Origin of the sequence: Nocardia salmonicida (assembly GCF_036142455.1) — a bacterium.
GTDB classification, from domain to species: domain Bacteria; phylum Actinomycetota; class Actinomycetes; order Mycobacteriales; family Mycobacteriaceae; genus Nocardia; species Nocardia salmonicida.
Genome location: NZ_CP108014.1, coordinates 4,237,583 through 4,263,176, shown reverse-complemented (window position 1 = coordinate 4,263,176; position 25,594 = coordinate 4,237,583). Strand labels below are relative to the sequence as shown.

The following is a 25,594-nucleotide window of genomic DNA, read 5'->3' as shown; positions in this document are numbered from 1 at the left end:
TTGCGGTGTGTCTCGATAACAGCCCGTGCGACGCTGGAACAGAATGGCTGTGGGACACTGTGGGACAGCGAAAAACGGCCCTGACCACCGGCTTGTCGGTCTCGAGATTTCTGGTCCCGGCCGGGACAACAGGAGTGGAACACGGTGGTTGCGCAACAGCAGACGGCACGGGCATACCCGCAGGACGAGCTCGCTTCGCGCCTGCGACTGATCCAGGAACTCTCCGGTCGCGGGGTGCGCGCCCTGGCCCGCGACACCGGCCTGAGCTCGTCCTCGCTCTCGCGCTACCTCAGCGGCCAGACGGTCCCGCCGTGGCCCGCGGTCCTCGAGCTGTGCCGCCTGGTCAAACGCGACCCGCGCCCGCTGCGCCCGCTGTGGGAGCGTGCCAACAACCCCCTGCCCGCCCCACCGAAGACCAGCCGTCAGCCCGCCCCGCCGAGCCCACCGGCCGACGCCCCACCCCCGCCACGCAACGACCTGCCCCGCGACGTGCCCGACTTCACCGGCCGCGAGCAGGCACTCGCCGACGTGCTCGCCGCCGTCCGTGCCGACCGCGTGGTCGCCATCGACGGCATGGCAGGCGTCGGGAAAACCTCCCTCGCCGTGCACGCCGCGCATCGACTCACCGCCGAATATCCTGACGCCCAGCTGTATCTGGACCTGCACGGCTTCACCGACGGACGACAGCCGCTCGACCCCGACGCCGCCCTTCGTGCGCTGCTGGCCGCCTTGCAGGTGCCCTCGGAGAAGGTGCCCCAGGACGGGGAAGTCGAACTGCGAGCGGCCTGTTGGCGTTCGGAGCTCGCTCGCTTGCGCGCTGTCGTCGTGCTCGACAATGTCGCCGATGCCGCGCAGGTCAGCCACCTGTTGCCGGGCGCGGGCGAGTCGGTGGCCATCATCACCAGTCGCAACCGGTTGCTCGAACTCGACGAGGTCCCACCGGTGACCCTCGACGTGCTCACGCCGGAGGAGAGCGCCGAACTGCTGGTGCGGGCCAGCGGCGACGCTCGCGTCGGACGGCTGGCCAAGGAGCCCGAGCAAGCCGCCGAGGTGCTGCGCCTGTGCGGCAACCTACCCCTGGCGCTGCGCTTGGCGGCCGCTCGTCTCCGGCATCGCCCGGGCTGGTCGGTCGGCATCCTCGTGGAGCGAATGGCCGAGGGCGCCAGCGAATTCGACACCGCTTTCGGCATGTCGGTGCGTCAACTCAACCGCGACCAGCGCCGCCTGTTCCAGCTGCTCGGCCTGATCCCCGGCTCCACGTTCACCGATTACGTCGCCGCCGCGGTGGCCGACGTCTCGCTGCGCAGCGCCCGCGCCATGCTCGAGGACCTCCTCGACGCGCATCTCGTCCAGCAACCCGCCGACGGCCGCTACCGCCTCCACGACCTGGTCCGCCAACACGCCCGCACCGCGACCTTCGAGCACGACACCCCCGCCGACCGCGAACGAGCCCTGCACCGCGTCCTCGACTACTACGTACACACCGCGGCCGCCGCCGACGCCGCCATGCCGTTCCTGTCGCCGACCCGCCCCGTCTCCGCCGGTTCGCCGCCCGCCGAACTCCCGCATTTCCCCGGTCGTGACGCCGCGTTCTTCTGGTTCGTCTCCGAGTACACCAACCTGATGGCTGTGTTCTACGCCGCCGTCGAAGCCGGCGCCGACACCCACGTGTGCGAACTGCCCCGCTTCATGCGCGCCTTCTTCGCCCGCCGTTGTGGGACCACGCATCTCAACGCGCTGTTCGAGCAATCCCTCACCGCCGCACAGAATCTCGGTGATCCACGGCAACTCGCCGAAGCGCACAGCGATCTGGGTTTCGCCCGCTACAACGCGGGCCGCATGACCGAAGCGGCCGCCGCCTACGCCGCCGCCGCGCCCCTGGTCGTCGACGTGGGTGACCCGCTGCCCCGCGCCGAACTGACGATGCGCTGCGCCCAATTACGCTGGGACGAAGGCAGTATCGAAGAACCGCTGGAACTGTTCCGGCAAGCCCGCGACCTCTACACCACCGGCGGTTGCCCGACCAGCGCCGCCGAAGCCATCGCCGGCGAAGCTTGGGCCATGCTCCAACTGGGGCAGCGCGACCGGGCCGCCCACCTGGCTCGCGAAGCCCTCGCCGTCCCTACCGTCAACCCCTCGCTCCAGGCCCAGATCACCCTCGGCGTGGCGATCGCGGCCGACGAACCCGAAGAGGCCCTCGGCCACCTGGACCGCGCCCTCGCCCTCGCCCGCGAAGACGGCCACAAACACAACGAAGCCTGGTGCCTGAACTGCCGAGGTGTCGCCCTCCGTGAAATGGGTCGCTACGAAGAAGCACTCGCCGGCCACCGAGAAGCCTTCGCCCTGTTGGACGCCCTCTTCGAAGACCACTGGAAGATCCACTTCCTCAACAGCTACGCCGAAACCTGCCGTCTCGCAGGACTACCCGACGAGGCTCTCGACCTCTATCGCCAAACCCTCACCCTGGCACCGGAACTGGGCTACCGCTTCGAGGAGGCGACAGCCCACCAGGGCATCGCCGACGTCCTCGACGCCACCGACCCGGCCGCCGCCACCGAACACCGCGCGGCGGCCGAGTCCCTCTTCGCCGACATCACCCCATCGACTTCGCTCCATCCAGCGACTCCCGGATGATGTCGGCGTGGCCGGAGTGCTGGGCGGTCTCGGTCATGATGTGCATCAGCGTGCGGCGCGCGGTCCAGCGTCCCCCGGGCTCGAACCACGGCGCCTCCGGCAGGGGCTGACTCACGTTCAGATCCGGGAGGGTGCGCACGAGCTCATCGGTGCGTGCGGCCACCTGCTCGTATTCGGCCAACACACCCTCGAGCGTGTCGCCGGGCAGCATCCGGAAGATATCGCTCCACTGCGCGATCTGCTCCTCGGTCATCGAGTCGAAGTCGGGGGCTTTCGCGGGCCCGTCGAGTATGAAACCCGCCCAATTCGCTTCCACCGCGGCCACATGCTTGATCAGTCCACCCAGGCACAGCTCGCTGGCCGTCGTGCGCAGACCCGCCTGCTCGTCGGTGAGGTCGCGGACGGTGTAGCGCAGGAAGTGCCGGTGCTTGGCGAGCATCTCGAGGATGTCGGTGCGCTCGGTATCGATCTGGGTGCTCGTGGTCATGTCCGGATCCTTTGCTTGTCGGTGTTGTGAAACCCAAGGTAGGACCCATTGCGGCCAGTTTATGACCGCAATTGCGAGATAATCGGAATATGGCCGATACGAGCGCACGCACCCTTCGACTGCTGTCGCTGCTGCAGACCCATCGCTATTGGTCCGGCACGGAACTCACTGAGCGCCTTCGTGTTTCGGCCCGCACCCTGCGCCGCGACATCGACCGCCTTCGTGAACTCGGCTACCCGGTCGACGCCCGCCCCGGTGTCGACGGCGGCTATCAACTGGCCGCGGGCGCCGCCCTGCCACCGCTGGTCCTCGACGACGACGAGGCCGTAGCCATCACCGTCTGCCTACAAGCAGGCTCCCAGGGTGCGGGCGACGGCTTGGCGGAACCCTCCATCCGCGCACTCGGCAAATTGGTCACCGTCCTACCCACCCGCCTACGGAGCCGCGTCGACGCCCTGCGCGCCATGACCGAATCCTCGGCCTGGACCGCCGTGCCCCTCTCCGACGTCGACCCCGCCGTCCTCACCGACCTGGCCCTCACCTGCCGCCGCGAAGAACGCCTCACCTTCACCTACACCGCCGCGGACGGCCGAACCAGCACCCGAGAAGTGGAACCCCACCGCCTCGTCTCCCTCGGCCGCCGCTGGTACCTCGTCGCCTACGACCTCACCCGCCACGACTGGCGCACTTTCCGCGTCGACCGCCTCACCGCCTCCGCGACCACCGGCGCCCGCTTCCGCCCCCGCACCCTCCCGGCCCCCGACGCCGCCACCTTCGTCCGAAACGCCGTCGGCGCCCGCCGCTCCGGCTACACCGTCACCGCCGAAATAGAAGCCCCCGCCACCGACGTCCACACCCGGGTAGGCCGCTGGTGCACCATCACCGCCCTCCCCGACGACCGCACCCACATAGAATTGACCGTAGACAGCCTCGACTGGCCGATTCTGTTGCTGGGCAAGGTAGAAGCGGATTTCCGCGTCCTCGGCCCACCGGAACTGGTTACGCAGCTGCGGGAGTGGGGGAACCGCTTCACCCGCACTCAGCCATGAGTTCGCCCTGTCTGCCTCGGCGCGCTATACCTAACCCATGAATCTGTCCCAGCTGAGCTCGGCGATCGAGGCGGCTGTCGCCCAACATCTCAACGAACTCGGCAAAGCCGTCGGATTGCTGCCCTTGACCTGGTTCGTCGCGCCATCGGTGACCAGCGACGACAGCATGGAGGCCGTCCTGTCCGTCGAAGGTCAAGCCGGTAGCCATCTTTCGCAACACCCGGGCCGGGTGGTCGATCAATGGGCCAACGTCCTCGGACTACGCCGGGTGTTCTCTCCGACCCCCGGGGTGCACGCGGTGGAAGGTCTCCTCGAGCCTCAGCCCGGTGAATATCGGTTCGAGATCCGCATCTGGGGTGTCGTCGACCCCGCTGTGCTGCACGCTCAACGGGATTGGGGCCGGTGGCAGGGCTGACCCGGGTCAGCCGCGATACCGCCCCTTCTGCCGCCGCTGATAGAACAGCAGATCCACCTCCACCGGCTCGACCAAAGCCGTGATCTCGGCCAACCTGGTGTCGTACCGGAGCTCGGTGATGCACCGATGCAGATAAGCCCGCCGCTCCGGCCCCAACTGCGCCCAGATCGCCCCGAACCGCGCCTGCCCCCGCTCCCCGGAAACCGCGACGAGATCGAGTAACGCAGGCCAGCAACCGGTTTCGGTCGCGCGCGCGGGCAACTCCGCCACCGCCGACTCCGAGAGCAAAGCCAGCGCGTACCCCACAGCGCTCCTGACATCGTCGTCCATCCGAGACATCAGCGTGAACAGCCCACGCCAACTCTCCGCATCCTCACGCCCGTCCATCGGCGCGACCAGATCGACCCCCACATCCGGATCGTTGAACACCGGATTGCCGACCAACGTCCACAGCCCCAGCGGCGTGAGATACCCGGCCAGCGTGAGGAATTCGGGCACCGCGCCGAGGGCGAGCGCGTTGCGCACCAGCCGGGCGACATCGCCGGGCTGCGCATTCCCGAACAGGATGTCGCCCACCCGGCGGATCACATCGGGCGCGCACCGCGAAAACACCGACAGCGCAGCGTGTTGCAGGTCGGAAGAACCCGACAACACCGTCTGCGCCATCCGCGGAACCCGCTTATGTGGCCCATCGAGCAGCTGACGAATAACCGCACTCAGTACGTCCACGTCATAGGAAAACGCCGCCGAGAAGATCAGCCCGGCATCATCGCGCACCCCCACCTCGACAGCGGCGAGCACTTCCGGTGTGGCACAGGCCAAGAACGGACCGACCGTGACGTAATCGCGTCGCCGCAGCAACTCGTTGAGGATCCCGACGATCGGCCCCGGCGCCATCCGATCGACCAACTGCTCGATGGCCCGTGGATCGAGATAGGGCGCACAATCGGCCGCATACCCCGCATCGAGCAGCATCAACGTCTCAGCGGCCTTGCCCGGATGATCCAGCCCCACCGACCCCGCTGCCCGCCCCGTCATCATCGGCGGAACCAGCTTCTGCACCAACGGAATCGAGATCGTCAACGGAATGAACGGCACCAACGCGCTGATCCGCCGAAACGTCTCCGTGTGCTGATCGAACAACACCCCCGAAATCTGCTGATTCAGCGCATGCAACCGATCGGCCCCGAGATACCGCAGGTGATCCAACCGCTGAGGATGGACATGCAACGTGCGAGCCAACAGAATCAACTGCGCCCGAGTGATCAGGTCGGTCATCTGCCGCCGAACATGATCTTCTTCGTCACCCGGCGCAACGGCCGAGGCAACGCGGAGACCATCGAATCGATGGACTTGTCCAACGCGGCCGCCTCGAACGTACTCGCGGCCCTCATCAACTCGAACAGATCCCGAGCCTCATCCGCCGGCAGCTGCTCCAACGCGGGCAGTGTCTCCGGCAAGCCACCTTCACGGTCACTTCTGACAGTCATGCGGCTCCTGGGTAACGCGATCTCTACTCCGAGGGTCCCCTCTTCCGCTGTCGCGCGCTACAACTTCGCCGAATCACTGTGCATCACAACGAAAACCCCAGCCCAGGTACATGTAAACCGACGTACCACCTTGTTGGCGCACGGACTGAGGCACCTGGGCGAACGCGGAACCAGCGGGCGCCCCTTCCGGGTCTCGACGCCGCATGCGGAGTAGCCGCCGTCCTCCCCGCGCCGTCCTCGGATCCGCATGTAACAGAGCACACTCCGCTACTGATCAATCCGGAGAGCTTTCGACAACAACGGTGCTGGTGACTTGGGGTGGCGATGACGGCAGACTGGCAGTTCGATGTGCCTACGGCGGGGCGGAAGTACCTACCGCCGGATGCTCGGTACATGGAGGCGCTAACCAGTCAGGGCTACGGGTTCGAAGCCGCTGTTGCCGACCTTGTGGACAATTCGATCGATGCCGGCGCGAAGGACGTGGTCATCCACTTCCTTCGGGACGGTGACGACTTGTTGAGCCTGCTCATCATCGATGACGGCGTCGGTATGACCGAGGACGAACTCGAAGTGGCGATGACGGTGGGTGGTCGGCGCAACTACGCCGAGGATTCCCTCGGTATGTTCGGCACCGGCCTCAAGTCCGCGTCGTTGAGTCAGGCCTCGGCTGTCACGGTGGTCAGCCGGACCAAGAAGACCCGGCCTGCTGGATTGCAGTGGGTCATGGAGCGGGCACGCGACGGGTTCCAATGCGACATCGTCGAAACTCGCTATGCCCAGTCGCTGATCGACCGCTACCACCAGTGCCCGATCGAATGGCACGGCACTGTCGTGCGGTGGGACGGTGTGAAGGACTTCCCCCGCAGCGTCGGTAGCGCACAGACCGGCCGCTATCTCGATCGAATGATCAACCGGCTCGGGGCGCATCTCGGGTTGCAGTTGCACCGCTTCCTCGCGCGGGACGACTTCAACATCACGATCGCGGTGGAGGACGTGCGTACCGGCACGGTCTACACCAACCTCGGCGTCGTCGGCCTGAATCCGTTCGGGTATCCGGTCACGGGTCACCGCGACTACCCGCGGGCCTTCGTCGCTGACCTCGATTCGATCGGGAAGGTCCAGCTCACCGCACATATCTGGACCCCCCGTTCCTCAGTGAGCGAGTACAAAGCGGTCGGGAGCGTGCTCGATCGCCAGGGCTTCTACTTCTACCGCCATGGGCGCGTCGTTCAGGCAGGTGGATGGAACAACTATCGGCAACCCGAACAGCACCTGTCGCTGGCACGGGTCGACGTCGACCTCCCGGCCGTCTTCGGCGACGTGTTCCGGCTGACCGTCAAGAAAGAAGGAGTCGAGGTCTCACCCGAGTTCGTCTCGGCAATCGAGACCGCTACCGACGATTCCGGCCGTACGTTCGTTGATTACATCAACGACGCTCAGACGGTCTATCGGGAGGCACGGCAACGGTCTGGCGCGACGCGCAAGGCGGTGATCCCGCCGGGGCGTGGATTCGCTCCCGCGGTCAAAGAGACAATCAACGATGAACTGCCGAATATTCCGGGAGAGGATCCTATCGGAATCGAGTGGCGGCAACTGCCCGACGACGCGTTCTTCGATATCGACCGCGATACACGAACGATTCTGCTCAACAAGCGTTTTCGGTCCGCCGTGCTGGGTGGGCGCAACGGTAGCCTCAACGATGCGCCGATGCTCAAGGCGCTCATGTTCTTTCTGCTCCACGAAGTGTTCGGTAAGGAACACAATGGGCCGCGAATCAAGGACAACCTTGCACTGTGGCAGTCGGTGCTCATCTCGGCTGCCCGCGTCGAGCGAGACCAGGCAGGACTGTAAACGGTGATACAAGCGCCTATGCCCCAACATGATTCGATGCGACTCGATCTGCACCGCGCGGTGCTTGCCGACCTGGCGGGCAGCAAACCGAAAAGCCTGGCTCGTGCGATGAAATACCAGGCCTACGACCTGCCCGGTGCGCAGTCGTCGGCAGATGAAGAGGACTTTCGGACCGCTCTACTCTCCGCCGGCCCGAGCGATCAACTGGTCGACATGTGGCGGAAACAGCTGACACAGTGGGATTTCGCAGAGCGACCGGTCTGGTCCGCGGCTGGTCCACGAACTGACCAGCGGCGCAGCGATATCTATGACCTTCTCGACCTGGAGTCGGGTACGCGAAAGCTGTTGGAAGCTTGTGCGCCGGTCATGAAGACCCTGCCACCAGTGGTGATCAGCGAGCAATTCGAGCCCTGGTACCGCACCACCACGAAGTACGGCCGCGAGTGGTACTGGCCTGCCTACCGGAGTCTGTTGTCCTCCAAAGGCTGGTCGGACGACGCGGTGGCCGGATTGGACATGGCGACGGACAGTGTGGTGGAGCGACTGTCGGACCCGTCTCGCCTCGAGGCGTTCCAGTCGAAAGGTCTTGTCGTCGGCTACGTCCAGTCGGGCAAAACGGCAAACTTTACCGGCGTTATCGCTAAGGCGGTGGACGCGGGATACCGGCTGGTCATCGTGCTCGGCGGCACATTGAATCTGCTTCGCGCGCAGACACAGCGGCGGCTCGACATGGAATTGGTGGGCAGGGAGAATATTCTCCGCGGTGCCAGTGAGTTCGAGTCGGACTATGCCGACGACCCGGCGTGGATACAGGGCAGGTTCATCGAATTCGGTAGTCAGCCTGCAGCATTGGGCGCATTCGACATCGTTCGGATGACGACCCGCGATGACGACTACAAGAGCCTTCGGCAGGGGATCGTCGCGCTCGAGTTCGAAAAGCAACAGCCAGCCTTGCCGCTGTACGACCCGGTCAACCTGCATCGCTCGTCAGCGCGCCTGATGGTGGTCAAAAAGAACAAGACCGTCCTCGGCAAACTTGTTCAGGATCTGAACAAGATCAAGACTCCGCTCGCCGAGATTCCTGTTTTGATCATCGACGACGAGTCCGACGAGGCGTCGGTCAACACTGCACGGCAGAAGCCCGACGCCGAGCGAACTGCCATTAACAAGAAGATTTCCGAGTTGCTGACCATGCTGCCGCGGGCACAGTACGTCGGATACACGGCTACGCCGTACGCCAACGTCTTTATTGATCCTAGTGATGCCGCCGACATCTTCCCGAAGGACTTCATCGTCTCACTCGAGCGGCCCCACACCTATATGGGTGCACGAGATTTTCACGACCTCGACGACGACATCCCCGAAGACGAACGGACATTTGCCAACTCGAACGAGAAGGCTCATGTGCGCAGTGTTCAGGTCGAGGGGCTCGATGAAGCTGACACCGCGACGCTGCGGCAAGCGATCGACATGTTCGTCCTCACCGCCGCGATGAAACTGTATCGCGAGGAACGGGGCGCGCTCGGTGACGGCTACTTCCAACACCACACGATGCTGATCCACGAGTCGGGCTGGACCATCGACCACCGAGAACTGCTGGGGCGCATCACGAAATTGTGGTGGGACGCCGACTACTCGGGGCCGGGCGGGCATGACCGGTTGCGGGCTCTATTCGACGACGATCTGGCAGAGGTTTCGGCCGTACGCGCGGATGGACATGCCGTGCCGGCAAGTTTTGCGGAGCTGCAGCCGTATGTCGGAGCTGCTGTATTCCGGATCGGTGGCGACCAGAAGCCCATTATCGTCGTCAACAGCGACAAGGACCTCGAGACCGGCGAAGCGGACTTCGACAAGCGGCAGATCTGGAAGATTCTGATCGGTGGGCAGAAGCTCTCCCGCGGCTTCACTGTTGAGGGACTTACGGTCTCGTACTTCTTGCGGCGAGCATCGAACATGTCGGCGTTGATGCAGATGGGCCGCTGGTTCGGGTTCCGACCCGGTTACCGCGATCTGGTGCGCCTCTACATCGGGCGGGAGCAGCCTGGAACGGGGGTGAAGGGTGTCGACCTGCTGCGTGCGTTCGAGGCAGTGTGCCGCGACGAGGACGCGTTCCGTCGCGAGTTGCAGCAGTACTCGGTCCTCGTCGACGGAGTGCCCCAGGTGACCCCAGCCCAAGTGCCGCCGTTGGTTTCGCAGCATCTGCCCCAGTTGAAGCCGACCAGCCCGAACAAGATGTACAACGCGCAGTTGGTCGAGGTGCGCTCACCGGGCCAGTGGTTGGAGCCGACTGCGTATCCGACCTCCGCTCCGCAGCTCCGGCACAATACTGGTCTTTGGACGCCGACATTCGGCGGATTATCCACGGAGACAACACGTTTCGCGTATCATTTTCCCGCTCAGAATGGTAGGCACGCCAAGGACTCCGCACCGACGGTTCACTACCTGACAGCTTTGAGCGGCCGACTGTCACCCGAAGAATTTCTGGATCTCGCCGAACAAACGAAATGGCGGGCACCCGGTGAATTCGGGCCACACCTCGAGTACCTGCGCTCGATCACACATGGAGCCCGCCGCGCGGTGGACGAGTGGGTTGTTCTCGCACCGCAGCGTGAGAAGGGCAATCAGCAAGTTCGGGTGGGTGGCAGGCTGATCACGCGATGGGACCGTGTGCGACGACGTGATCCCCTCTTCGGTTCGATCAGCACGAGCCGTCACCGCAGCATCGCGCTTCGAATCGCAGGGGCTATCGGTGATTCGAAGGATCCAAATACGGAAAGGTTTGTCGGCGAACGTACTGGTGCCATCCTGATCCACGCGGTCGTCGAACCGCATCATGTCGCGAGTGTGGACCCTGATGGCATGATTGATCCTGGCAAGTTGGTCCTGACGTTCGGTTTTGTCGCGCCGGCCTCCGCGTATGGAAGAGAAGACCGGGTCGTTCGCTTCACGACAAGAGATTCGGGCACTGCCGCACCGATTATCGATTGCGGTACCGGGGAATAGCCCGAGCGGATCGGTGGACGGTGAGTCCACCGATCCGATTCATACTGTCCCGAGACCTGATCCGGCGATTACCGGTTCGATTCGCTGGAAGTCGACCCTGCCGACTCGGAACGCCTTGTCCCCGTTCATGAACTCGCTGAAGCGCTCAGCAAGCCGTTCAGGCGCGGGATAGAACACCTTCTTGGTGGGCAGCGTCAGTTGGACGTCGTCCATGTCTTGGAGCCCGAATTTTAGAATCGGACCTTCATCGTCGGCCTTCGCCAGCACCGACCCGATGTGAACCCGGTAGTCGCTGGAGATTCCCATCAGATTCCGGTCATACGCAGAATGGTGAATCTTACAGAGGCTCAGGCCATTCGGGATGTCGGCAATACCGTGCTCTTTGCCGTCGGAGATGATGTGCGCAGCTTCGAGCAGCTGCGGACGGGCGAGCCTGCATACCGCGCATCGGTTTCCATAGGCCATCAATACCCGGCTGCGGAACTGTGGCTGGTGTAGACGCTGATTGGTCATCCGTTGGACGTAGCGACGTTCGGTGGCGGACAAGTGCTGCGGATCGCTGACGCCGCGCAATGATTCATCGATCGCGAGCAGCACCCGGCGATTGGTCGGATCGTCGGCGACGACATAAACCGGAAAGATGGGCAGGTACCGAATGTCGGCACCGACTTTCATCCAACGAAGCAGAATGAGCGGCAGTTCGGTCTCCGCCGACTTCCTGAGCTTGATGTTGTCGCCGACATCGATGGGACCCTCGCGATAGTCGTAGGTGAACAGAGAATCCCCGACGACCTCATCCTCATAGGGACTGCCAGGCTTGGACATGATCGACAGAGTCGACGCGAAGCCTTGGGGGTTCCGGATCCCGCGATTGCGATCGACAAGCTGAATCGGTTCGTCCCCGACCTTGAAGTCCCACAGATCGGCCCGGGTTACGAAGCCACCTCGCTCATCTACCAACTGCCTCAGCGCTTGAAAAATCTTCGAACGAAACGTGTGCTCATCCCCAAGGTCCACAACTGAAGTGTGTCACGGCCATACGACCGGAATCGGGTAAATGAGCGGGACGTGCTACTCGGCGAAGTCGTTGAACAGCAGGGTCGGCTCAGCAAGGATGTCGCGGTCGGTCTCGGTTCGGTAGCTGGTGTCGACGCTGCCGAACTTCGCCTGGCTGTAGTCGAGTCCGAGGTCTGCTGCCGTCTGGCGGACCGCAGACTCGTCGGGTCCCTCGATTTCGAGAAGGGTGGGCAGGTAGACCAGGTATCCAGGTCGAAGATGACGTCGCCAGCGCGCCACTCTGCGCGATAGTTTTCCTGGTAGCGGACCTCCCTCAGTCCGATGGTGACGAGGATTTCGGCCATCGAGTCGAGATCGGCGACCACGCCCAGCAACGTATGGGCGGGGACGTGGCGGCGGGTACCGGGCGCTGTTTGTGCCCTACCTCGGTGGCGCGGTGGGCTCGGTGCTGGGCGGCGCGCTGGCCGACCGATGGGAACGGGTCACCGTCGCCCGCTGGTCCTATCTGCTGACCGTCGCCGCCATCGCCGGGATCGTGTTCGTTTCCGGACCGGCGATGTACCTTTTCGTCGCGCTGACCTCTGTCGGCCTATATATCCCGTTCTCCCTGCAAGTGACCCTCGCCCAGGACTACCTGCCTACACGCGTGGGCACCGCCAGCGGCATCACCCTCGGGCTGACCGTCAGTATCGGCGGCTTGGCCACGCCCGTTATCGGCAGCATCGCCGACGCAACGTCCCTCCGAACCGCGCTGACCCCACTAATTCTGATGCCCGCCCTGAGCTGACTGCTGTTGCGCACACTGCCCGAACCTGCTGCGCCGAAATCCGTTTCGGCAGTGAAGCATCCGAGCCCATCGGCGACATCACCGATACCGAGGTATCAACCATGAACCGTTGGGGTGCGCAACTTCTGGGCGACGCAACTATTCGTCTACGAGATCACCAGGCGTAGTGGGCGGGGAATCGTGGTCAGCACCTTGCGGCGGCGTTCACCCTCAATGTCCCGCAGCAGCCACGAGTAGTAGGACCGAATACCGCGGAGTCCGATGCGGCGGCGCATCTCTCGGTCGAGCTGCGACCATTCTCGGTCGTTGATCAAAGGCAGAGTTTCTTGCTCTTCGTGTCGCAAGTGGTTGTGCAACAGCTCGGACAGTGCCACAAGCGTCGGTCGCGCGGCGTCCGGCCCCGCAGTATCGAATGCCCGATTCACTTGCGCCAGTAGGGGATCGATCCGGTCGTGTTCAGCGGCCATCTGCTCGACCAACTGCGCGTCCACGCCGCGGCGGCGCAGGCTCGGCCAGAGCACGACGTCCTCCGCAGTGTGGTGGACGGACAGTTGGGTACGAAACTGCCTCCAGCGCTCACGATCCGGGGTGGCGGCAAGCGCTCGGAGATCGCGCCGGAACGCATCGTGTGCTGCGTACATCATGGCCACATCGCGTTCAGTCATAGACCAATTACATCGGCGCGAGACGAGGCAGAACATCGTTCATTCGCCCAAATCCATACGTGAGCGTCTCCAGACCCTCGAGCGCGTTACCGGATTGCTGGTGTACTGACGGTATCGCCTACACACTGGACCTATGAATGCTGTTGTACAGCAAATGATTACCGTTGTCGGAGTCCTCCTCGGGGCGGGGGCGACGTTTGCGGGGGCGGCGTTGACCGAGCGGGCGAAGTGGCGGCGGACGCAGCGCAGTCGGTGGGATGATCGGCGGCTCGTCGCGTACAGCGAGTTCGCGAACGCGCTCAAGCGCTTCGCGGAGGTGTCGATGCGGATGGCGGCGGGGCGGGGGTACCCGAATACTGGGCAGCCGATTTCAGCCGGGGACGGTGAGCAGATGCTGGCTGAAGCTGCTTCTGAGAAGACTCTGAAGTGGGAGATGGTGCTGTTGCTCGGTTCAGTGGAAGCTGTTGCAGCGGGGCGGCTGTGGAACAAGGCTGTGTGGGAGCTCAGCCTTGTTGCGTTGGGGAGGGATATGAGCCACGAGGACTATGTTTGCGCATTCGAAGCGGCGGGTCTCAGGCGGAATGACTTCTATGAGTGCGCTCGCAGGGATCTTGGAGTCAACAGCGGGGAACTTCCGGCAGGAGACGGGGCATGGTTGCCGCAGAACGTGCTGTTGGGAACTGGCGGAGACCCGCAGACGGGTGCTTGATACTTGGCCGCGTGGGTGACGCCTTCGGCGGGTCTAGGGGCGTTGCGGTTGCCGGGGCGGGATTCGGTGCGCCGGGTCACGATGGATCCAGTACCTCGGGGCGCTCTAGCCGTCCGTCTGGCGGACCTTGATGGCGTCTCGGGAGATGTAGACGTCGTATTCGCCGGGGGTGGCTATGGTGGCGTTGCCGTAGGCAGAGCGGACGAAGGGGTTTGTGTACCAGCGGTTTTCGTTCATGTCTTCGAAGAAGTCGCGGTCGCCGCCGTTGAGGAAAGTCTGGTCTTGGGCGGGGGATTTGCCGTCTAGGCGTTGGCCGTACAGGCGGCTGAGCTTGTAGCCGGAGTGGAAGCCGAGGGCGTTGACCCATGGTTCGAGTTCGACGATGTTGGACTGTAGGGCGAACATGTCGCCCTCGATGCGATGGGTTGTCGGCTCACCCGGGTTTCCGTCTTCGTCGAACTGGGTGAGGACGAGGTCGAGTTGGTGTTCTTGGCCGGCAACGGGTTTGGCGACTACGTGGGCGGCTTTGATTTCGCCGGTGAGGCCGAGGTAGGTCTGTAGGAGAGTGGCGATCCAGAGTAGGAGGACCGCGACCACGAGGATGGCGGCGCCGGGGACCGCGCGGCCGAGAACGGCTCTGGGTCCGCGACGGCGGGTGGCGGCCAGTGCGGCCGTGATCAGCAGGACGACGGCGAGGGCGATCATGGCCAGGAGACCGACCTGCGCCAACCCGAAGGACACCGGGAAACTCATGATGTGGGTATACCCCGAAACTACTGTGGCAGTCGCGGTCTCGAAGTTCTCGGGTGGGGAATTCGATCAAGGAGGGGTGACGGTGGACAAGTATCGGGTGCTGGTGGGGGTTCATCTGGTGTTGGTCGATGTGGCGGGGCGGGTGTTGTTGGGGCGCAGGGCGAATACAGGGTTCGGGGACGGGTTGTTCCATGTGCCCGCGGGGCATCTGGAGGCGGGGGAGTCGGCGGTGGCCGGGCTGATCAGGGAGGCGCGCGAGGAGGTGGGCATCGACATCGATGCTCGCGATGTGGAATTCGCGCATGTGTTGCTCAGTGACGAGCGGGTGCAGATGTTCTTCACCGTGCGGCGCTGGACGGGTCCGGTCACCAATCGCGAGCCCGAGAAGTGTTCGGAACTCGCATGGTTCGATCCCGCGGGCTTGCCCGGCGAGATCGTCGACTACTGCCGGGTGGGCATCGGCAAGGTGGTGGCGGGGCAGGCGTTTTCGGAATACGGGTGGGAATCGACTACGGGCTGACGGTCGGGGTCGCGGCGCGGCGGCGCATCAGGGCCAGGACCGCGATCGCGCAGCCGAGGGCCACGACGATCGCGACCACGCCGGGACCGGCACCTCGGTCGACGTCCGCAGTGCGGTACCAGGATGACGAATAGGCGAGGTGGCCGAAATTGCTATCGCTCAGGGCGACTCCGACCGAGGGCACGAACAGGATTGCCAGGCCGACGGTCGCGGACGGGGGGCTCTGCGGAACCGACGTGCCGAGGCAGTATCCGGCGACCGAGCCGAGGGCGAGGCAGCCGAAAGCGGCGGTGAGAGTGGCGGGTGGGGCGAAGACGTCGGCGGCGAGGACGAAGCAGGCCAGGGCGAGCACGCTCACGGCGGCTACCAGCGGACGTGGTGTGCGCATGCCGATGAGGAGGCCGGCGGCGGTGGCTGCCAGCGTGGCGAGGTCGATCCAGCCGGAGCGGGGCAGCGTGATGACGAGGCTGCCCGCGACGGAGAAACTGCTCATCAGCAGGACCAGAAGGCCGTCGCGTCCCGGCAGGATCAGCGCGGCGGCGACCGCGGTCGCGATGGCGGCGATCGAGGCGATGATCAGATAGGGGGCGCTGGTCTTGTGGGATGCCACGGCGAGCGAGGTGATGATGGTCGCCGTGTAGGCGACTACGGCGGCGAACACGGGAGCCAGGGGGATGGCGGTTTCGGTGCTCCAGCGGGGCGAGGCCGCGGTGGTGAGCGCGAAGTAGGCGAGGGCGAGCACGCTGGCCGCGATGAACCACAGGGGCAGTGTGCCGCCGAGCGCGCTGCTGAAACCGTCGGAGTTCGGGTCGGTGGGCGACTGGGTCAGGTCGCCGAGGATGGTGCCGCCGAGCGTGCCGAACAGGTAGACGGTTCGCAGCAGTGGTTCGTTCCAGACCGCGATCGCGAGCGCGCCGATGACAACACCCGCGAGCAGCGCGTCGATGAACTTCAAGGTGGGCAGCGACAGGACGTCGAGGTGACCGTCGGCGCTGTCCGGAATCAACGCGAGATGGTTCACCAAGATGCCGACCAGCGCGGTCAGCGCGGTCCAGCGGGCCGTTCGCGGGCTGCCGATGGCCACCGTGACGGCGGCGGTGATCACCGCGATGAACGCCGCTCCGGTCATCGCCCGCGGAACGTTGAACACCAGCAGGTCGACATGCAGTGATGCCGCCAACGACGAGAAACTGATCGGCAGCATGATCGCGAGCGCCGCGACCGAGGTGGCGACGAAGATCGTGACGGTTTCGGCCGCGCGGCGAACGGTTGAAGGCTGCACCGAATCCCCGTTCTCGCGGCTGACCCGATCCGGGCGGACCGTGTCCGGAGCATAGCCATTTCGTCACCGGGCGATCGGCTCCTCGAATCGAATGCCGTTCGTGTCGCGGGCGCCGGCATGCGACGATTGACGAATCAGGTTGGCAGGCACAGGAGTCGGAGGCCGATGATGCCAAGCGGGGTTGTGACCTGGTTCGACAGCGGCAAGGGTTTCGGGTTCATCACTCCCGACGCCGGTGGACCAGACGTGTTCGTCGAGTACACCGAGCTGGCCGGCGGGGGATGGCGCACGCTGCGCGACGGTCAGCGGGTGGAATACACCGTCACCGAGACTCGGCGCGGACCCGAAGCGCACGATGTGCGGGCCGGGTGATCAGACGAGAGTGTCAGTTCTGGCCGCTCGGCCAGAAGCGGCTCGCGCGCTGACCGTGGACCGGGCGGGTGAGGTTGGGATCCTCGGCCTCGGTGATGCCGACCTGCATCAGCAGGATCATGGTCACCATGCTGATACCGATGATCAGCGGCGTGAGCAGCTGAGCGGCGCTGGCGCCCGCGGCGTGGGCGACGTGGGCGCTGGTGTGCGCGCTCATCGAGAACATGCCGGTGTAGTGCATGCCGGTGACGGCCACGCCCATCAGCAGGGCGGCGCCGATGGTGGCGAGGAAGCCGTGGATGTGCAGGGCGAACCACAGCGCCGCGATCGAGGCGATCACCGCGATGGCGAGCGACGCGGCGACCACGACGGGGTCGTAGATGATCTCGGCGTCGGTCTTCATCGCGTACATGCCCGCGTAGTGCATGGCCCCGACGCCGAGTCCGGTGATCGTGCCGCCGACCGGTAACGCGACGCTGTCCCAGCTGCGGCGCACCACGATCGACAATCCGAGCCACACCACACCCATGGCCACGGCGGCGCTGAACAAGGTGATGGGGACGTTGTAGCGGATGGTCACGCCGTGCACCGAAAAACCGAGCATCGCGATGAAATGCATGACCCAGATACCGGTACCACCGAGTGCGATCGCGGCTGCGGTGAGCCAGCCGCCGTGCATGCCTGATGCGCGCGAGCGAACCATGCAACGCAGCGCCAGCATCGACCCGACGACCGACATGACATAGGCCAGCAGGGGGGTCACCCAGCCGTAAGTGAAATGGTTGATATCCAGCACCGTCTACTCCTTGCGTGATTTCTCGGCGAGGCGTGCGAGCCCTCACGGACTCGGAAAATACGCTGGTAGAGAATTTGCCGTACTGGGTTTATCGAAAATGTAAAGGGTTGCTGACGGTGTCTCGTCACAAATGCGTAGGGTGCTCGATGGTGAAGCGTTCCAGTCGGTTCGGTACGTGTGTCCACAGCGGATCCGGCATCCGTGGAGCAACTACCTCGGCATACGCTGAGCATCCGCCCGAAAAAGCGGGCTGCGTCACGTCCGTGACAGCGCCGGCCGGCGGCATCCGAGGGTTGCGTTCCTCACAGTTCGCACACTTCGCACTGTGCGATGTGGCCGAATTCGTCGGATCATGGCATGGTGGACACCGAGACCAGGGCCGGACTATTAGGACCTAGCTCATCTACAGAAGGTTTTTGAAATGGCACAGGGTGTTGTTAAGTGGTTCAACGGCGAAAAGGGCTTCGGCTTCATCGCCCAAGACGGAGGCGGCCCGGACGTCTTCGTTCATTACTCCGCGATCGGCGGCTCCGGCTTCAAGTCCCTCGAAGAGGGCCAGCGCGTGGAGTTCGAAGTTGGTCAGGGTCAGAAGGGCCCGCAGGCGCAGGACGTTCGCGCCATCTGATTCTGCGCTGACCAGCGTACGAATGTGAAGCTCCGCACCGGATGGTGCGGAGTTTCTGCTATTCAGGGGGTAGTCACCGCAGCGCTTCGGCGCGGAAGAACTCACCGGTGACGGCCATCGACGTGGTGAGATCGCGTGGTCCGCGCGCGGCGAATTCCACTCTGGCTGTCTCGAATTCGGCGTCGATGAACGCCGTGATCAGCGCGGGCGGGGCCGCCGAACCCATCTCTCGCGTCTTCGACTTGAGATCTGTCAGCTCGGTGATCGCCGACACGAGGTCGGTCGGCAGCGCGCACTCGGCGATCAGCGTCGGCAGGTGCATCGGCGCCACCGCGGCACCGGGGTGCTCGCGCAACCACCGCAGCGCCATCGCGGGCCGCAGCGCGTAGAACACCTTCTTCAAGCCGCCGTTACGCTCGAACAGCGCCCACTGGCGCGCGCCCAGGTGCAGGTAGTGCCGGGCGATCCGGTCGCGATCGGCGACCTCCGTGGCCACCTCGCGCAGTCGGGTGCGAAACGCCTCGTCGCCGCGGTAGACGATCGGCGACATCAACCATTCGACGAGCACCGCGTTGCCCGCCACCAACAGGCGAAGCGCCTTCGCCAGATCCCAGCCGTTCACGTCGAGCAGGCCGACCAGCGGTGTTTCGATCACATCGCGGGTGCGCCACGGGGACAGGTAGGTGTCCAGGCCGGCCACATACACGAAACGGCAGTCGTAGTCGGAGTCCGGCGAGGGGAAACCCCAAGCACGGCTGCCGCTTTCGATGGCGAGCCGGATGGACACATTGTGCTCGGCCGCCACCCGATCGAGCTCGGTGTCGACGGCGGCCACCACCGCCGGGTCCATCGATTCGGGGACGGTGCGCAAGGACATGCGGTGATGGTAGAGGGGGCGGCGCCCAGGGTTCACCCGGTTTTCGGGCAGGGGGGTAAGGGCAGCCGAAGTTCGGGCGACTATTCTGGGCGGCGGTAACTGCCGACCCCCATTCTTCCCCAGGAGTACCCCACAGTGAGCCAAGCAGGCCGTCCTGTAGTTCTGATCGCCGACAAGCTCGCCCAGTCGACCGTCGACGCACTCGGTGACGGTGTCGAGGTTCGCTGGGTCGACGGACCCGACCGCCCGGCGCTGCTCGCCGCGGTCCCCGAGGCAGACGCGCTGCTCGTGCGCTCGGCCACCACTGTCGACGCCGAGGTGCTCGACGCGGGCAAGAAGCTCCAGATCGTCGCCCGGGCCGGTGTCGGCCTCGACAATGTCGACGTGCCCGCCGCCACCGAGCGTGGCGTGATGGTCGTCAACGCGCCGACCTCCAACATCCACACCGCCGCCGAGCACGCCGTCACGCTGCTGCTCTCGGCCGCGCGCCAGATCCCGGCCGCCGACGCGACCCTGCGGGAGAAGACCTGGGCGCGCAGCAAGTTCAACGGCGTCGAGATCTTCGGCAAGACCGTCGGCGTGATCGGCCTCGGCCGCATCGGTCAGCTGTTCGCACAGCGTCTGGCCGCTTTCGAGACCAAGATCGTCGCCTACGACCCCTACACCTCGCCCGCTCGCGCCGCCCAGCTCGGCATCGAGCTGCTGAGCCTGGAGGAGGTGCTCGAGCGCGCCGACTTCATCTCCATCCACCTGCCCAAGACGCCCGAGACCAAGGGCATGCTCAACGCCGAGACGCTGGCCAAGACCAAGCCGGGCGTCATCATCGTCAACGCCGCCCGTGGTGGGCTGATCGACGAGCAGGCGCTCGCCGACGCCATCAAGTCCGGCCACGTGCGGGCCGCCGGTCTGGATGTGTTCGAGACCGAGCCGTGCACCGACTCGCCGCTGTTCGACCTCCCGCAGGTCGTCGTGACGCCGCACCTCGGCGCTTCCACCTCGGAAGCCCAGGACCGCGCGGGTACCGATGTCGCCAAGTCGGTGCTGCTGTCGCTGGCCGGTGAGTTCGTGCCGGGCGCGGTGAATGTCACCGGTGGCGCCGTGAACGACGAGGTCGCCCCCTGGCTCGACGTCGTCCGCAAGCAGGGCGCGCTGCTGGGCGCCATCGCCAGCGAGCTGCCCGTCAGCGTCGAGGTGCAGGTCCGTGGCGAGCTGTCCGCGCAGGACGTCGCCGTGCTGGAACTGTCCGCGCTGCGCGGGGTGTTCTCGGCGCTGGTCGAGGACCAGGTCACCTTCGTCAACGCCCCGGCGCTGGCCAAGGAGCGTGGCATCACCGCCACCGTCACCACCGCTTCGGAGAGCCCGACCCACCGCAGCGTCGTCGACCTGCGCGCCGTGTTCGGCGACGGTTCGACGCTGAACGTGGCAGGCACGCTGACCGAGCCGAACCTGGTCGAGAAGATCGTCAACATCAACGGCCGCAACTACGACATGCGCGCCGAGGGCCTGAACCTGGCCGTGCTGAACTACAGCGACAAGCCGGGCGCGCTGGGCAAGATCGGCACCCTGCTCGGCGAGGCCGAGATCGACATCCTGGCCGCGCAGCTGAGCCAGGACGTGGATGCCGAAGGCGCCACCGTGGTGCTGCGCGTCAACGCCGAGGTTCCCGCCGAGGTGCAGACCGCGATCGCCGAGGCCGTCGGCGCCTCGAAGGTCGTCCTCGTAGACCTGGTCTGATTTATCGGAGCGCTGGCGCGCTCGAGTCGCGGCCCCGCCGGTCCCGACGAAATGCGGGGCGATACTCGCGCCTTCGGCGCATTGTCTCGCCCCGCATTTCGTCGAGACGGCCGCGACGCCCGCTGCGCGGGCAAGCCTCCTCGGGGTCGGCCTCGACGGGGCTGGGTCGGTGCGTAACGGCACCGCTTACGGTTGGTCGTGGCGACCGCCGATTCTCTGAACGGGAGCTGGACTTCATGAAACTCGCAGTTATCGCCGGTGACGGCATCGGTCCCGAGGTCATCGCCGAGGCGCTCAAGGTGCTCGACGTGGTGGTGCCAGGGGTCGAGAAGACCGAATACGACCTGGGCGCCGCGCGCTACCACCGCACCGGGGAGATCCTGCCGGAGTCGGTGCTGCCCGAGCTCAAGCAGCACGACGCGATCCTGCTCGGCGCGATCGGCGATCCATCGGTGCCCAGCGGTGTGCTCGAGCGTGGGCTGCTGCTCAAGACTCGTTTCGCCCTGGATCACCACGTGAACCTGCGTCCGTCGAAGCTGCACGTCGGTGTCACCAGCCCGCTGTCGGGCAACCCGGATATCGACTTCGTGGTCGTGCGGGAGGGCACCGAGGGTCCGTACACCGGCACCGGCGGCGCGATCCGCGTCGGCACGCCGCACGAGGTGGCGACCGAGGTCTCCAACAACACCCGCTTCGGCATCGAGCGGGTGGTGCGCTACGCCTTCGCCACCGCGCAGGCCCGCCGCAAGCACCTCACCCTGGTGCACAAGAACAATGTGCTCACCTTCGCCGGCTCGCTGTGGCAGCGCACCGTCGACGAGGTCGCCGTCGAATTCCCCGAGGTGACCACGGCTTACCAGCACATCGACGCTGCCACCATCCACATGGTGACCGACCCGGGCCGTTTCGACGTGATCGTCACCGACAACCTGTTCGGCGACATCATCACCGACCTCGCCGCCGCCGTCAGCGGTGGCATCGGCCTGGCCGCCTCGGGCAACATCGACGCCTCGGGCGTCAACCCGTCGATGTTCGAGCCGGTCCACGGCAGTGCCCCCGACATCGCGGGCCAGTCCAAGGCCGACCCGACCGCCGCCATCCTCTCGGTGTCGCTGCTGCTCAACCACCTCGGCAACACCGAGGGCGCGGCCCGTATCGAATCCGCTGTGGCCAAGGACCTTGCCTCGCGTACCGGTACCGCCTCCACCGTGGAGGTCGGCGACCGCATCGCGGCCATCGTCTAGGACAACTCGACGGGGAGGGCCTGCGCCGGTGCTCGATGGTGCAGGCCCTTCCTGGATTTCGGGTAGGCAGTATCGGTGGAAATGTGTGCGCTGGTTCGCTGAATGGGTACGCGGCTCAGACGGTGGTGTCTATCCCGGACCGTGGTGATTAGACTGATCACATCGTGGCGTGTCCAGTCGGGCGGACAGGCAGATGGAGGGTGGAAGACCCCAGATCGGGAGGCGAGATGACGGTTGACCGTGCTGTCGGTGACAGCGGCTTCGGCCCTTACACTGTGCTCGATCTGCACGATCTGTCGGAGGACGGCAAAGGGTTCGAACTCGAGGACGGGTGGTTGGTCGAGGTGGCTGCGGGGGCTCGGCACAACTGGATCGCGCACCGGCTGGCTCACATGGTGCGAGGCGCACTGCCTAACGACTCACTGGTGGTTTTCGACGGGGGTGAGTGGGAGATCAGCACCCCTTCAGGTGTACGGAAGCCTGACGTTCTCATCGTTCCTCGTGACGTCGCGCGATCGGTGATCGTGGACGAGGTGCCGAAAATGCTTCCAGGACTCGACGTCTTGCTTGTTGCCGAGGTGGTCTCGCCGGGCAGCGGAAGTGAACGGACCGATCGGGTGCGAAAGGTCGGTGAGTATGCGGCGCTCGGGATTCCCGAATATTGGATTGTGGAGCATCGTCCCGGCATTCGAGTCATCCGGCTGTTGCTCGATGCGAGCGCAGGCACCTATCGTGCCGATCCGGCGGTCGGATCCGGCTCGGTGTTCGACGTAGTGTTGCAGGGGGACAGCGATGTTCGAGTGTCCTTCGATCCCGAACAGCTGATCGAGTTCTGACTGCTCGGCGGCAAAGGCTCGCTCCGACTGAAACCCGGAGCGAGCCTTTGTCGTAGGTGACGCGGATCGAATTGTGGCCGATGGGTGGGTGATACGGCTACTCGACTGTCCCGGCACGCGATTCGCGCGGACATTGCGAGCAGGGCCGCTGGTGCCGTGGCGCGATGAACCAGACTGTTGTGCCGTTACTTTCGGGATCCTCGGGGTACCAAGGGCACCGCTGCCAGAGCGGCGATCGCCGCCAAGGCGTACACCACGGGGAAGCCGGTTGCTGTGATGACGGCGCCGAAAAGTGGTGGGACGGCCGCTATTGCGAGGTTCTGGCCGGTGTTCTGGACGCCGAGACCTCGGCCGCTCCAGAACGGGCCCGCGATTTCGGCCACGGCGGTGAAGGCCAAGCCGTTGTCGGACACCGAGACCACCGAAGCCGCGACCATCAACGGGACGGCGGCCCACCACCAGTCGGTCCAGGCCGTGATCGTCAGGGCGGCCATGGCGACCGCGGCGGCGACGGCCACCTGGCGCAGGGGGCCGAGGCGGGAGCCGACGCGGTCCGACCAGGCTCCCGCGCCGATTCTTCCCGCGGCGCCCAGGAACTGGGTGGCGGTCATCAGCGCGCCCGCGGCGGCCAGTGACCAGCCCAGGTCGACGTGCAGCCACAGCAGGCCGAAGGTCCACAGGGTGGCCTGGGGGACGACCAGCAGGATCGAGACGCCGTGGATGCGCCACAGGGTGGAGTCCCCGCGATAGGGGTTGGCGCGGTCGGCTGCCTTCGCCGCCGGTCGCGGTGGGTCGACGATGCCGACCAGGCAGCCGATCGCGGCGACACCGGCCATCAGCGCGGGCACCAACAGGGCCGCGGGGATGCCGTGGTGCGCGGCCACCCACGGGATGGTGAGCGCACCGATGCCGACACCCAGCGGTTGCGCGGTCTGGCGGATACCCATGGCCAGACCACGCCGATCCGGCGGGAACCAGCCGACGATCACCCGGCCACTGGCGCCGTTGGAGCTGGCGGCGCCGATACCGCCCACGAACAGCAGCACGCCGAACGCGACCGGGTTGTCCACCACGGCCGCGCCGACGCCTGCCGCGAACATCAGTAGCGTTCCCGCTACCAGCACGATGCGTTCGCCGATCCGGTCGACCACGTACCCCCACGCGATCAGGGTGCAGACCAGACCTACGGTCGGTAGTGCCACCAGCGCGCCGGCGGACGCGAGCGAATCGCCACGAGCGGTGAGCGCGGGCAGCAGGAACGGGGTGCCGTGGATGAAGATCGAACTCGAGGTCTGCGCGAAGACGCCGAGGGCAAGCATCAACCAGCGTCGGCCGTCACCGATCTGCGTTACTTCGGACGTCGGCCGCGCGTCTGTCACGATTTTCACCTCGCCGGATTGCACGATTGCATCTCACTATCTGAGATTGATGTCTCATTGCTTGAACATTGATGATCACGCTACACCTGTGACCCGTGGATGTTGCCCACCGAAGAGGTGTCTGACGGGTCACATCACGGCATGCGCGAATCCCGCACGCGGGCAGCGGCTTCGAATCACATCGGTGTGAGCTTGTCCACACTTTTCCCGAACCGCTATCGAACGGCTCCGGTCGCATCACGGGCGCGTTCGGGCAGGTAGCCCCGTCTCGATAGACTCCGGGCATGCGCTTAGGTCGAGTTGCCAGTCCCGATGGAGTTGCTTTCGTGAGCATCGAGGGCGACGGAAGCGATGCCGTCGCCAAGGAGATCGCCGAACATCCGTTCGGCTCGCCGACGTTCACCGGGCGGAGCTGGCCGCTGGCCGATATCCGCCTGCTGGCGCCGATCCTGGCGAGCAAAGTGATCTGCATCGGCAAGAACTACGCTGCCCACGCGGCCGAGATGGGCGGCGAGGCGCCGGTCGACCCGGTGATCTTCATCAAGCCGAACACCTCGATCATCGGCCCGAACGCATCGATCATCCTGCCGCCCAGCTCTTCCCAGGTCGATTTCGAGGGCGAGCTGGCCGTGGTGATCGGCCGTCCGTGCAAGGACGTCTCGGCGGCGAAGGCATCCGAGGTAATCCTCGGCTACACCGTCGCCAACGATGTCACCGCTCGTGATCAGCAGCGCCACGACGGCCAGTGGACCAGGGCCAAGGGCTACGACACGTTCTGCCCGCTCGGCCCGTGGATCGAAACCGCGCTGGATCCAAGCGATCTGGAGATCACCACCGAAGTCGACGGTGAGGTCCGCCAGCGCAGCCGCACTTCGCTGTTCCTGCACGATATTCCGAAGATCATCGAATGGATCAGCTCGGTGATGACCCTGCTGCCCGGTGACGTGATCCTCACCGGCACACCGGAAGGCGTCGGTCCGCTGCAGGCCGGGCAGAACGTGTCGGTCACCGTCGAGGGCATCGGCACCCTCACCAATCCTGTTGCCACCAAGCGCTGATACAGCGGAGA

The 25,594-nt window shown here is 65.3% G+C and carries 25 protein-coding genes; 14 read left to right on the top strand and 11 right to left on the bottom strand.

Annotation, left to right across the window (positions count from 1 at the left end; translation table 11 throughout):
• Positions 1-144 precede the first annotated feature (144 nt).
• Positions 145-2,634, top strand: a complete 2,490-nt coding sequence (locus OHS03_RS20085; RefSeq protein WP_328656167.1) for a tetratricopeptide repeat protein — start codon at positions 145-147, stop codon at positions 2,632-2,634.
• Here OHS03_RS20085 and OHS03_RS20080 read toward each other — a convergent pair.
• On the bottom strand, positions 2,594-3,121 hold the full coding sequence (locus OHS03_RS20080; RefSeq protein WP_063004239.1) for a DinB family protein: 528 nt from the start codon (positions 3,119-3,121) through the stop codon (positions 2,594-2,596). The genes OHS03_RS20085 and OHS03_RS20080 overlap by 41 nt on opposite strands.
• Before the next feature lie 89 nt (positions 3,122-3,210).
• Between OHS03_RS20080 and OHS03_RS20075 the strand changes: the two genes are divergently transcribed.
• Entirely contained in the window at positions 3,211-4,170 is a 960-nt protein-coding gene (locus OHS03_RS20075; RefSeq protein ID WP_328656166.1) for a helix-turn-helix transcriptional regulator, read from the top strand.
• 37 nt (positions 4,171-4,207) lie between these two features.
• The gene (locus OHS03_RS20070; RefSeq protein ID WP_056812055.1) at positions 4,208-4,585 is read left to right on the top strand and encodes a hypothetical protein; all 378 of its coding nucleotides are present in this window, start codon (positions 4,208-4,210) and stop codon (positions 4,583-4,585) included.
• Positions 4,586-4,591: 6 nt separating this feature from the next.
• Here the strand turns inward: OHS03_RS20070 and OHS03_RS20065 are convergent, their stop codons facing one another.
• Complete coding sequence (locus tag OHS03_RS20065) at positions 4,592-5,863, bottom strand: hypothetical protein (protein ID WP_328656164.1); 1,272 nt, start codon at positions 5,861-5,863, stop codon at positions 4,592-4,594.
• Positions 5,860-6,075, bottom strand: a complete 216-nt coding sequence (locus OHS03_RS20060) for a hypothetical protein (protein ID WP_056812051.1) — start codon at positions 6,073-6,075, stop codon at positions 5,860-5,862. The genes OHS03_RS20065 and OHS03_RS20060 overlap by 4 nt, the downstream gene beginning before the upstream one ends.
• A gap of 393 nt (positions 6,076-6,468) precedes the next feature.
• Here OHS03_RS20060 and OHS03_RS20055 point away from each other — a divergent pair, with 393 nt between their 5' ends.
• A complete protein-coding gene (locus tag OHS03_RS20055) occupies positions 6,469-7,926 on the top strand; it encodes an ATP-binding protein (protein ID WP_328656163.1) in 1,458 nt (485 codons plus the stop codon).
• A 36-nt stretch (positions 7,927-7,962) separates the two neighbouring features.
• Positions 7,963-10,929: a Z1 domain-containing protein gene (locus tag OHS03_RS20050; RefSeq protein ID WP_328656161.1), complete on the top strand. Its 2,967-nt coding sequence runs from the start codon at positions 7,963-7,965 to the stop codon at positions 10,927-10,929.
• Between the two features lie 39 nt (positions 10,930-10,968).
• Here OHS03_RS20050 and OHS03_RS20045 read toward each other — a convergent pair whose 3' ends face one another.
• Together OHS03_RS20045 and OHS03_RS20040 are read right to left on the bottom strand one after the other, a co-directional pair.
• On the bottom strand, positions 10,969-11,946 hold the full coding sequence (locus OHS03_RS20045) for an HNH endonuclease (RefSeq protein WP_328656159.1): 978 nt from the start codon (positions 11,944-11,946) through the stop codon (positions 10,969-10,971).
• Positions 11,947-12,000: 54 nt separating this feature from the next.
• Positions 12,001-12,225: a hypothetical protein gene (locus OHS03_RS20040; RefSeq protein WP_174551966.1), complete on the bottom strand. Its 225-nt coding sequence runs from the start codon at positions 12,223-12,225 to the stop codon at positions 12,001-12,003.
• 136 nt (positions 12,226-12,361) lie between these two features.
• Between OHS03_RS20040 and OHS03_RS20035 the strand changes: the two genes are divergently transcribed.
• On the top strand, positions 12,362-12,733 hold the full coding sequence (locus OHS03_RS20035; RefSeq protein WP_328656157.1) for an MFS transporter: 372 nt from the start codon (positions 12,362-12,364) through the stop codon (positions 12,731-12,733).
• A gap of 146 nt (positions 12,734-12,879) precedes the next feature.
• On the opposite strand, the gene OHS03_RS20030 is transcribed toward OHS03_RS20035, so the two are convergent.
• Positions 12,880-13,398 (bottom strand): hemerythrin domain-containing protein, encoded by a 519-nt coding sequence (locus OHS03_RS20030; protein ID WP_328656155.1) that lies wholly within the window; start codon positions 13,396-13,398, stop codon positions 12,880-12,882.
• Positions 13,399-13,531: 133 nt separating this feature from the next.
• On the opposite strand from OHS03_RS20030, the gene OHS03_RS20025 reads away from it, so the two are divergent.
• Entirely contained in the window at positions 13,532-14,107 is a 576-nt protein-coding gene (locus OHS03_RS20025; RefSeq protein ID WP_328656154.1) for a hypothetical protein, read from the top strand.
• Between the two features lie 105 nt (positions 14,108-14,212).
• On the opposite strand, the gene OHS03_RS20020 is transcribed toward OHS03_RS20025, so the two are convergent.
• The gene (locus tag OHS03_RS20020; protein ID WP_328656152.1) at positions 14,213-14,860 is read right to left on the bottom strand and encodes an ABC transporter permease family protein; all 648 of its coding nucleotides are present in this window, start codon (positions 14,858-14,860) and stop codon (positions 14,213-14,215) included.
• A 76-nt stretch (positions 14,861-14,936) separates the two neighbouring features.
• Here OHS03_RS20020 and OHS03_RS20015 point away from each other — a divergent pair, with 76 nt between their 5' ends.
• Positions 14,937-15,380, top strand: coding sequence for an NUDIX hydrolase (locus OHS03_RS20015; RefSeq protein ID WP_328656150.1), 444 nt, complete (start codon positions 14,937-14,939; stop codon positions 15,378-15,380).
• On the opposite strand, the gene OHS03_RS20010 is transcribed toward OHS03_RS20015, so the two are convergent.
• On the bottom strand, positions 15,370-16,662 hold the full coding sequence (locus tag OHS03_RS20010; protein ID WP_328656147.1) for a hypothetical protein: 1,293 nt from the start codon (positions 16,660-16,662) through the stop codon (positions 15,370-15,372). The genes OHS03_RS20015 and OHS03_RS20010 overlap by 11 nt on opposite strands.
• A gap of 168 nt (positions 16,663-16,830) precedes the next feature.
• Here OHS03_RS20010 and OHS03_RS20005 point away from each other — a divergent pair, with 168 nt between their 5' ends.
• Positions 16,831-17,034 (top strand): cold-shock protein, encoded by a 204-nt coding sequence (locus tag OHS03_RS20005; RefSeq protein WP_056815711.1) that lies wholly within the window; start codon positions 16,831-16,833, stop codon positions 17,032-17,034.
• 13 nt (positions 17,035-17,047) lie between these two features.
• Here the strand turns inward: OHS03_RS20005 and OHS03_RS20000 are convergent, their stop codons facing one another.
• The gene (locus OHS03_RS20000) at positions 17,048-17,830 is read right to left on the bottom strand and encodes an MHYT domain-containing protein (protein ID WP_328656145.1); all 783 of its coding nucleotides are present in this window, start codon (positions 17,828-17,830) and stop codon (positions 17,048-17,050) included.
• 421 nt (positions 17,831-18,251) lie between these two features.
• On the opposite strand from OHS03_RS20000, the gene OHS03_RS19995 reads away from it, so the two are divergent.
• Positions 18,252-18,455 carry a cold-shock protein gene (locus OHS03_RS19995; RefSeq protein ID WP_056812000.1) on the top strand — a complete coding sequence of 68 codons (204 nt, stop codon included), beginning with the start codon at positions 18,252-18,254 and terminating at the stop codon, positions 18,453-18,455.
• Positions 18,456-18,528: 73 nt separating this feature from the next.
• Here OHS03_RS19995 and OHS03_RS19990 read toward each other — a convergent pair whose 3' ends face one another.
• Positions 18,529-19,332, bottom strand: coding sequence for a nucleotidyltransferase domain-containing protein (locus tag OHS03_RS19990; protein WP_328656142.1), 804 nt, complete (start codon positions 19,330-19,332; stop codon positions 18,529-18,531).
• A gap of 135 nt (positions 19,333-19,467) precedes the next feature.
• On the opposite strand from OHS03_RS19990, the gene serA reads away from it, so the two are divergent.
• The 3 genes from serA (at position 19,468) to OHS03_RS19975 (ending at position 23,146) form a co-directional block, all read left to right on the top strand.
• Positions 19,468-21,066: a phosphoglycerate dehydrogenase gene (gene serA, locus OHS03_RS19985; protein WP_301902282.1), complete on the top strand. Its 1,599-nt coding sequence runs from the start codon at positions 19,468-19,470 to the stop codon at positions 21,064-21,066.
• A gap of 236 nt (positions 21,067-21,302) precedes the next feature.
• Positions 21,303-22,310 carry a 3-isopropylmalate dehydrogenase gene (locus OHS03_RS19980; protein WP_194824112.1) on the top strand — a complete coding sequence of 336 codons (1,008 nt, stop codon included), beginning with the start codon at positions 21,303-21,305 and terminating at the stop codon, positions 22,308-22,310.
• A gap of 227 nt (positions 22,311-22,537) precedes the next feature.
• Positions 22,538-23,146: a Uma2 family endonuclease gene (locus tag OHS03_RS19975; RefSeq protein ID WP_328656140.1), complete on the top strand. Its 609-nt coding sequence runs from the start codon at positions 22,538-22,540 to the stop codon at positions 23,144-23,146.
• Between the two features lie 185 nt (positions 23,147-23,331).
• On the opposite strand, the gene OHS03_RS19970 is transcribed toward OHS03_RS19975, so the two are convergent.
• On the bottom strand, positions 23,332-24,465 hold the full coding sequence (locus tag OHS03_RS19970) for an MFS transporter (protein ID WP_328664326.1): 1,134 nt from the start codon (positions 24,463-24,465) through the stop codon (positions 23,332-23,334).
• A 344-nt stretch (positions 24,466-24,809) separates the two neighbouring features.
• Here OHS03_RS19970 and OHS03_RS19965 point away from each other — a divergent pair, with 344 nt between their 5' ends.
• A complete protein-coding gene (locus OHS03_RS19965; RefSeq protein WP_056811986.1) occupies positions 24,810-25,583 on the top strand; it encodes a fumarylacetoacetate hydrolase family protein in 774 nt (257 codons plus the stop codon).
• The last annotated feature ends 11 nt before the right edge of the window (positions 25,584-25,594 follow it).

What these genes read in the sequence shown, in the direction of transcription:
- OHS03_RS20080 (WP_063004239.1), bottom strand. Translation starts at nt 3,121, where the DNA reads ATGACCACGAGCACCCAGATCGATACCGAGCGCACCGACATCCTCGAG.
- OHS03_RS20075 (WP_328656166.1), top strand. Translation starts at nt 3,211, where the DNA reads ATGGCCGATACGAGCGCACGCACCCTTCGACTGCTGTCGCTGCTGCAG.
- OHS03_RS20070 (WP_056812055.1), top strand. Translation starts at nt 4,208, where the DNA reads ATGAATCTGTCCCAGCTGAGCTCGGCGATCGAGGCGGCTGTCGCCCAA.
- OHS03_RS20065 (WP_328656164.1), bottom strand. Translation starts at nt 5,863, where the DNA reads ATGACCGACCTGATCACTCGGGCGCAGTTGATTCTGTTGGCTCGCACG.
- OHS03_RS20060 (WP_056812051.1), bottom strand. Translation starts at nt 6,075, where the DNA reads ATGACTGTCAGAAGTGACCGTGAAGGTGGCTTGCCGGAGACACTGCCC.
- OHS03_RS20055 (WP_328656163.1), top strand. Translation starts at nt 6,469, where the DNA reads ATGGAGGCGCTAACCAGTCAGGGCTACGGGTTCGAAGCCGCTGTTGCC.
- OHS03_RS20050 (WP_328656161.1), top strand. Translation starts at nt 7,963, where the DNA reads ATGCGACTCGATCTGCACCGCGCGGTGCTTGCCGACCTGGCGGGCAGC.
- OHS03_RS20030 (WP_328656155.1), bottom strand. Translation starts at nt 13,398, where the DNA reads ATGACTGAACGCGATGTGGCCATGATGTACGCAGCACACGATGCGTTC.
- OHS03_RS20025 (WP_328656154.1), top strand. Translation starts at nt 13,532, where the DNA reads ATGAATGCTGTTGTACAGCAAATGATTACCGTTGTCGGAGTCCTCCTC.
- OHS03_RS20020 (WP_328656152.1), bottom strand. Translation starts at nt 14,860, where the DNA reads ATGAGTTTCCCGGTGTCCTTCGGGTTGGCGCAGGTCGGTCTCCTGGCC.
- OHS03_RS20005 (WP_056815711.1), top strand. Translation starts at nt 16,831, where the DNA reads ATGCCAAGCGGGGTTGTGACCTGGTTCGACAGCGGCAAGGGTTTCGGG.
- OHS03_RS19995 (WP_056812000.1), top strand. Translation starts at nt 18,252, where the DNA reads ATGGCACAGGGTGTTGTTAAGTGGTTCAACGGCGAAAAGGGCTTCGGC.
- OHS03_RS19990 (WP_328656142.1), bottom strand. Translation starts at nt 19,332, where the DNA reads ATGTCCTTGCGCACCGTCCCCGAATCGATGGACCCGGCGGTGGTGGCC.
- OHS03_RS19980 (WP_194824112.1), top strand. Translation starts at nt 21,303, where the DNA reads ATGAAACTCGCAGTTATCGCCGGTGACGGCATCGGTCCCGAGGTCATC.
- OHS03_RS19975 (WP_328656140.1), top strand. Translation starts at nt 22,538, where the DNA reads ATGACGGTTGACCGTGCTGTCGGTGACAGCGGCTTCGGCCCTTACACT.
- OHS03_RS19970 (WP_328664326.1), bottom strand. Translation starts at nt 24,465, where the DNA reads ATGCTTGCCCTCGGCGTCTTCGCGCAGACCTCGAGTTCGATCTTCATC.
- OHS03_RS19965 (WP_056811986.1), top strand. Translation starts at nt 24,810, where the DNA reads ATGCGCTTAGGTCGAGTTGCCAGTCCCGATGGAGTTGCTTTCGTGAGC.